6 protein-coding genes are annotated in these 7,387 nt (G+C 63.7%); 2 read left to right on the forward strand and 4 right to left on the reverse strand.

Annotated elements, in window-relative coordinates; genetic code table 11:
* Positions 1 to 107: 107 nt before the first annotated feature.
* The 3 genes from ACTHLF_RS14570 to ACTHLF_RS14580 form a co-directional block, all read right to left on the reverse strand.
* Positions 108 to 1,445, reverse strand: coding sequence for a UDP-glucose dehydrogenase family protein (locus ACTHLF_RS14570; RefSeq protein WP_440328067.1), 1,338 nt, complete (start codon positions 1,443 to 1,445; stop codon positions 108 to 110).
* A gap of 44 nt (positions 1,446 to 1,489) precedes the next feature.
* Positions 1,490 to 2,605 carry a polysaccharide biosynthesis/export family protein gene (locus tag ACTHLF_RS14575; protein WP_440328068.1) on the reverse strand — a complete coding sequence of 372 codons (1,116 nt, stop codon included), beginning with the start codon at positions 2,603 to 2,605 and terminating at the stop codon, positions 1,490 to 1,492.
* A gap of 126 nt (positions 2,606 to 2,731) precedes the next feature.
* Complete coding sequence (locus ACTHLF_RS14580) at positions 2,732 to 3,070, reverse strand: hypothetical protein (RefSeq protein WP_440328070.1); 339 nt, start codon at positions 3,068 to 3,070, stop codon at positions 2,732 to 2,734.
* 395 nt (positions 3,071 to 3,465) lie between these two features.
* Here ACTHLF_RS14580 and ACTHLF_RS14585 point away from each other — a divergent pair, with 395 nt between their 5' ends.
* Together ACTHLF_RS14585 and galE are read left to right on the forward strand one after the other, a co-directional pair.
* Positions 3,466 to 4,914, forward strand: a complete 1,449-nt coding sequence (locus ACTHLF_RS14585) for an undecaprenyl-phosphate glucose phosphotransferase (protein WP_440328071.1) — start codon at positions 3,466 to 3,468, stop codon at positions 4,912 to 4,914.
* A 21-nt stretch (positions 4,915 to 4,935) separates the two neighbouring features.
* Positions 4,936 to 5,913 carry a UDP-glucose 4-epimerase GalE gene (galE, locus tag ACTHLF_RS14590; protein ID WP_440328072.1) on the forward strand — a complete coding sequence of 326 codons (978 nt, stop codon included), beginning with the start codon at positions 4,936 to 4,938 and terminating at the stop codon, positions 5,911 to 5,913.
* Between the two features lie 7 nt (positions 5,914 to 5,920).
* On the opposite strand, the gene ACTHLF_RS14595 is transcribed toward galE, so the two are convergent.
* Positions 5,921 to 7,387: right-handed parallel beta-helix repeat-containing protein (locus tag ACTHLF_RS14595; RefSeq protein ID WP_440328073.1), on the reverse strand; the 1,467-nt coding region annotated here is incomplete at its 5' end.

Here is a 7,387-nt window from a genome sequence, read left to right on the forward strand (position 1 = left end):
CGATGGGCGCTGCGGCGTGCCCCATCGCGCGCAAGCGCGCTCCCACAAGATCGTTGGCGTAAAAAAAGGGCGCGCCCAGGACGGGCGCGCCCTCTGTCGGCTCAGAATCAGCGTTGCAACGAGCGGCCGCGGCCGATGCCGTAGTAGGCGAGGCCGGCTTCCTCGGCCACCTGCGGATCGTAGAGATTGCGGCCATCGAAGATGGCCGGCTCTTTCAATGCCGCCTTGATCCGCGCGAAATCCGGTGCGCGGAAGGCCTTCCACTCGGTGACCAGGGCGAGCACGTCGGCCCCTTCGAGCGCCTCGTAGGGCTTCTCGCAGAGCACCAGGTCGTCGCGCTTGCCATAGATGCGGGCGGTCTCCTCGCGGGCCTCGGGGTCATAGGCGCGCACCTTCGCACCGGCTTCCCAGAGTGCCTCGATCAACCGGCGGCTCGGCGCTTCGCGCATGTCATCCGTATTCGGCTTGAACGCCAGGCCCCACAGGGCGATGGTCTTGCCAGCGATGGCGCCATCGAAGTGACGAAGGATCTGGGCGAAGAGACGGGTCTTCTGCGTGTGGTTCACTGCCTCCACCATCGCGAGAAGGCGCGCGTCGTAGTCATGCGCGCGGGCGATGCGCTCGAGCGCCTGCACATCCTTCGGAAAGCAGGAGCCGCCATAGCCTGCGCCGGGATAGATGAAGTGATAGCCGATGCGGGGATCGGAACCGATACCCTGGCGCACGAGTTCCACGTCCGCGCCCACGCGTTCTGCGATGTTCGCGATCTCATTCATGAAGCTGATCTTCGTCGCGAGCATGGCGTTGGCGGCGTATTTGGTGAGCTCGGCGGAGCGCTCATCCATCACCACCATACGATCGTGGTTGCGGTTGAACGGCGCGTAGAGCTTGCGCAGTTGGCCGACGGCACGCTCGCTGGAGGCGCCGACGACGATGCGGTCCGGGCGCAGGCAGTCCTCGACGGCATCGCCTTCCTTCAGGAACTCGGGGTTCGAGACCACATCGAAGGCGATGCTGGCTCCACGGCTGGCCAACACCTCGCCGATCGCGCCACGTACCTTGTCCGCCGTACCCACGGGTACGGTCGACTTGTTCACCACGACGGCATAGCGATCGAGGTGCTGGCCGATGGTGCGCGCGACGCTGAGCACGTACTTCAGGTCGGCGCTGCCATCTTCATCGGGCGGTGTCCCCACAGCGATGAAGATGATCTCGCCGTGCGCGATGGCGGAAGCCGGCTCCGTCGTGAAATCCAGCTGCCCAGCGGCGTAGTTCCGCTTGACGATCGGCTCGAGGCCTGGTTCGTAGATGGGGATGATGCCTTTCTTGAGGCCCTCTACCTTGGCTTCGTCGATGTCAACGCAGACCACATGGTTACCCATTTCCGCGAGACAGGCGCCGGTGACCAAACCTACATAACCGGTACCAAAGATTGTGACCTTCATTCATGTCGCCTGTAGTACGGGGAATCGGTATCCAGCATCCTCCATCACAACTGGCTGTCGCGATCCAGGTTGGATTGGGCGGTGGCCGCGTTGTTGATCAGGCCCGATAGCGGGAGGAGCTGGCTGATGAAGCGGTTCCAGCGGGTGATGCCGGCGGGGCCGACATAGATCACGTCGCCAGGCTCGACAGCGAACTGCCCGGCGACGGCGTACGCGGCGGGCGAGTTGTTGTCGAGCTGATAGATGGTGGCGGGGGCCTTTTCCATGTTCTCCACGCCGCGGATCACGTAAACGGATTTGCCGCGCGCGCTGGTCTGGTTGAGGCCGCCCGAGCGACCGAGCGCCTGGGTCAGGCTGAGGTCGCTGGTCTTGAACGAGATGGCCTGCGGGCGCAGCACTTCGCCGAGCACGTACACCTCGTGGTTATCGTTGTAGGGCAGGTAGACGCTGTCGCCGCCCTTCAGGTAGATGTCCTGGCCGCCCTGCAGCGTGTGCGAGAGCTTGTCGAGGTCGAGGTGGTACTCGTGGTTATCGCGCCGGAGCACCACGTTGGAGAGATCGGCGATCTGCGCATTGACGCCTGCGGCACCGACAGCCTGCGAAAGCGTCAGCGGCGCGACCGAGATGTTCTGGGGTGATGTATTCGTGAAGGCGCCGCCCATGGTGACGCGCTGGCTGGCGAAGCCGACGATGCTGATATCGACCTGCGGCTTCGCGATGTACTTGGTCAGGCGATCGGAAATCTCCGTCCGCAACTGTTCGATCGTGAGCCCGGCCGCCTTGATCTGGCCGACGTACGGGTAGAACAGGGTGCCATCGGGGCGGACCAGGCGCCCATTGGCGGCGGTTTGCTGTTGCGAACCGGCAGGCGAGGTGAGTTCCGGGTGTTCCCATACCGTGATGTACAGCGAATCGCCCGCGCCGATGTGGTAATCGTCGGGCTTGTAAGCGGTCAGTGCGGGATCCAGGCTGGCCGGCGTGGCCGAGGCCTTGTCCATCGCGATGAGCTTGGGTGTGATGGGGACGAGCTGGTAGCGGGCGCCAGTGGGGGTCTGCTTGTCGTTCAGCTCGCCGGTGTTCATGTGCTGGCCGGGGGCCAGGACGCATGCATGCAGGAACATGCAGCATCCGGCCAGACCGAGGGTCGGCAGGAACTTCATCGTGCGCGGATTCCTTGGATACAACGACTGCCCGGAATCGGACGGTCCACTACTTAAACCGACCCAGCATTAACCAATCGGGAATACATGGACGTTTGGACGTCCATTCATGAACACAGCACCAAATCAGTGCGTGCCGCCGGTTCCACCTGTACCGCCCGTGCCTCCGGTGCCACCCGTGCCGCCGGTGCCACCCGTGCCGTCATTGCCCGTACCTGTCGCCGAATTCGCAGTGGCACCGGTTGCTGCGGCCATGGCCGCGGTGCCTGCGCCGACGCGTGCAGGTGCGACGGCACCTTGCGATGCCTGGCGTGCCTGCGCCGGTGTAGCGACGCGAGCGCCCTGCGCAGCGTTGTTTTCAGCGGTTGCCGGCTGCGCGGCCGGCTGTGCGGGTGCGCGTTGCGCCTGTGCGAGGAGCGGGACGGTGACGGCGGCGATGGCGCATGCGATTAGCAGACGTTTCATGTCTGATCTCCTGCGTATGTGAAGAAGAAACTGAATGAGAGTACGCGTGTCATTTGCGGATGTGCGCTGACAAAACGCGTAAGACATTCACCGCTATCCATGTGTCAACAAGCAAGTCGTTCTGCTGAACGACGAAATTCAGCGAGTGTTTCTGTGAAACGTGTCAGGTTTCACTACATGCACGATTGCTGTTGTTTTCGTGGCGATGCAGCATCCACTCATATTCTCCGCATTGCGAGAGTGGTGAGCTAACTGAGTCCGGTGCTCCGCGGACTCGGGCAATAGCGTGTTGGGCCGATACGAGCTTCGGGATGAAGCCTCGCCGGACCTACAGGGGGCACGTACCTTGGCATGCCGGTTTGGCCGGTGTTGTCTCTTGGCAGAAGGTACTTGTCATGCAACTGAAAAAAATCAACGCCTTAGTTGATCTGGAGCTTCGTGTTGGTGACCTGATGAGTGCGGTCACCGCGGCGCATCTGGCCTACCTGGCCCGCTTTGACGGCCAGGCGATGGATAGCACCTACACGGCGGCCATGGTCATCCTCGTGCTGTTCACACTGGTGTGCTCGATGCTGTTCCAGGTGTACGAACAGCCGCTCGGTGAGCGTCCGATCAGCCAATTCTTGCGCATCGCAGCATCATGGGCCATCGCGTTCGCCTGCCTCATGGTGATGTGCTATCTGCTGAAGATCGGCGACACATTCTCGCGTGCGTGGGTGTTACTGACACTTCCCTTCGGTCTCATCGGCTTTTCGCTCGTGAGACTCATTGCGCTTGTTGCGTTGCGTCGGCTACGCACGCGTGGCGAAGGCATCGCGCGTTGCCTGTTGGTGGGTGCCACCGACTCCGGATTGCACATGCTGGAGCAGGTGCGTGCCAATCCTGCACTCGGCATGGACATCACCGGATACGTGAAGACGAGCTACGATCATGCCATCCCTGATGGTGTGCCCAAGGTCGGCTCACTGCTCGAGCTCGAGGACATCCTGAAGCGCGGTGAATGGGACGAGGTGCTCCTCGCGTTGCCCGTGAGCGCGAATCGCGCCATCACGTACGCCATGGACCGCATGGAGCAGCACGTGGTTACGGTGAAGTTCGTGCCGGATCTCCTCGGCCGCCAGCTGATCAACCACCAGATGGAAGACTGCGGCGGCGTACCGATCGTCACGTTGCGCTCCAGCCCGCTCGAGGGCCATGCCTGGCTCGTGAAGAACGTCGAGGATCGCCTGATCGCCGCGGGCATCCTGCTCATGATCGCGCCGATCATGCTGTGCCTGGCGATCGGCGTGAAGCTCTCCAGCCCTGGCCCCGTGCTCTATCGCCAGCGCCGCGTAGGCCTGGATGGCAAGGAATTCGAGATGCTGAAGTTCCGCTCCATGCCCGTGGATATGGAGCGTAGCGGCAAGGTCGCCTGGGGCGGCGCGCAGAACAAGACGACTACCCGATTCGGCAAATTCATCCGCCAGACCAGCCTCGACGAGCTGCCGCAGTTCCTGAACGTGCTTCGTGGCGACATGTCCATCGTCGGCCCGCGTCCGGAACGGCCCATGTTCGTGGAGCAGTTCAAGGGCGAGATCGACGGCTACATGCACAAGCACCTGGTGAAGGCAGGCATCACCGGCTGGGCGCAGATCAACGGCTGGCGTGGCGATACCGACCTGACCCGGCGTATCGAGCACGATCTCTACTACATCAACCACTGGTCGCTCGCGTTCGACCTGAAGATCATCTTCCTCACGATCTTCAAGGGCTTCGTGCACAGCGAGAACCAATCCTCCGCGCGCACGGGCATCACCGCAGCGGTGGCGCAGCCGGTCGAACCTGTGGCTGAAGAATCGCAGTAACCAAGTAGAAAGGGCTGACGCTTGAAAATCCTGGTATGTGGTGGTGCGGGCTACGTGGGCTCGCACATGGTGCGCTACCTCATCGAGAGGGCGCATGAGGTCGTCGTCTTCGACAATCTATCGACCGGCCATCGCGAATCCGTGCCCGACGGCGTGCCGTTCGTCCATGGCGATATCGGCGATGCCGGCAAGCTCGCGCGCGTCTTCTCGGACCACGCGTTCGATGCGGTGATGCATTTCTGCGCGCGCTCGCTGGTCGGCGAGTCAGTGATCGATCCCTACGCGTACTACGAGAACAACGTCGGCAACACCATCGCGCTGCTCGATGCCATGCGCCATGCTGGCGTCGATCGCCTGGTGTTCTCATCCACCGCCGCCGTGTTTGGCCACCCCGTCTCCGACACGATCGACGAAACGCACCCCACCACGCCCATCAATCCGTATGGACAGAGCAAGCTGATGATCGAGCAGGTGCTTGCCGATGCGGCAAGGGCCTATGGGCTGCGCTCCGTCGCGCTGCGCTATTTCAATGCGGCGGGCGCATCGTCGTGTGGGTCGATCGGCGAGGCGCACGATCCGGAGACGCACCTGATTCCCAACGTCCTGAAGGCCGTACTGGGGCAGGGCAAGGGGCTGAAAGTGTTTGGCACGGACTACGACACGCGTGATGGCACCTGCGTCCGTGACTACGTGCACGTGAACGACCTGGCTTCCGCGCATCTTCTGGCGATCGAGTACATGGCCAGCAACGAGGGCGCGTTCACCTTCAACCTCGGCAACGGCGAGGGCTTCACGGTGCGCGAGGTGATCGCGGCGGCGGAGAAGGTCACCGGCCGCCCCGTGCCGCATGAGTTTGCCGAACGGCGGGAAGGTGACCCGGCGGTGTTGGTGGCTTCGAGCCAGCAGGCGCGTGATGAACTCGGCTGGCGTCCGGCCATGGCGCGGATGGAGGATATCCTCGCCTCAGCGTGGCAGTGGCACCTGCAACCGAGGTTCTGAGCCCGGCTTAGCCGGTGGCGAGCTGGCCGATCAGCTGCATGGCGTTCGGTACCGGCTTGCCATCGGCGAAGCACGCCTTCACCAGCGCATTGACCTGCGCCAGGCTCGGTCGGTCCTTGCGGAAGCGATCGAGCATCGCGTGGTCGGCCGCCGATGCGGCCTGAACGCCCTGGGACCTCGCGGCGCCTGCTGCCGTCGCGAACATGCGGTTCTCGCCCAGCTTCGTGGCCGTTGCCACCTGCATATCGATCCCTGGTGACTGCGGCGCCACGACGATGTTGTCGTGGATCGCGGTGCTGCTCGGCACGCCTTTCCAGCTCGTCGCCTTGAATACGGTGACCTCGGCTCCGGCGATGGGCTTCTCCGGGATGATGATGATGTTGTTGTAGATCTGGCTGCCAGCGACGGGACCCGAGATGCGCAGGCTCGCGCTGTCGCTCTTGCGCAGGGCATCGTTGATGCTGACGTTGAAACGCACCACGGTGCCGGTGTTGCCGATATCGCCCCCGCTCCGGCCATCGTTGCAGACCAGTGCCATGCCACCGACGTTGTCGTGGCTGTAGTTGTACTGGATCAGGGTGTTCCGGCAGCGGAAGTCGGAATCATAGGCCTGGCCGTCGGCGTAGGCCTTGTGGTCGCTGACCTCGTTGTACTGGACGGTGGTGTTGTCGCAGTCGAACGGCCAGATACCGGCGGCGGCTTCACCGCGTGGCAGCGGACCGCACTGGCTGATGGTGTTGTGCTCGACCAGCGCGCCGTCGCAGCCGCGCACGAGGATGCCATCGCCCGGCACGCCGGTGAGCCGGTTGCCGCGCACGACGATGCCCTTTGCCAGGCCGCCCTGGCGGTTGCCGGCGGCGAGGAACAGGATGCCATCCCGCTGGGTGTTCTCGAGGATGTTATCGCTGATCATGAGGCCGTCGTACCGCGTGGGCTTGTCCTTGCCTTTCGCCTCGACCAGGATCCCGCTGCCGCCGCCGTCCTTCTTCACCGGCAGGCCATTGACGTCATGCACGTGAAGGCCCTGGAGGGTGATGCCGTGGGCGACGCCGAAGTCCTGGTGGAACAGGTGGACGCCCGTCCGTTTCGCGGCTGGCTGCGGCCCCTGGTTGGAGATCGCCAGGTTGCGCACGGTCCAGTACTCGAGGTTTTGCAGGCGCAGCGTGGAGGGCGCCTTGCCATCGGCATGCAGGTGGGGCAGCGCGCCCTGGCCGTAGGCATCGACGACGACCGGCGCGCCGGCGCTGCCCGAGCCCTTCGGCAAGAAGGCGCCCGGATAGTCGCCACCGCGCTTGAACAGGATCCGGTCGCCCGGCCCGAAGCTTTGTTTGTTCAGCCGGTCGAGCGTACGGAATGCATGTGCCTCGCTGGTGCCCGCGTGCGCATCGTCACCGCCGCTGCCGTCGACATACCAGGTCGTCCCGCTGGCAGCGCGGACGCGCGCCAGCGGGAACAGGGCGGATGTCGCGACAGC

Source organism: Luteibacter sp. (assembly GCF_051958795.1).
GTDB lineage: Bacteria > Pseudomonadota > Gammaproteobacteria > Xanthomonadales > Rhodanobacteraceae > Luteibacter.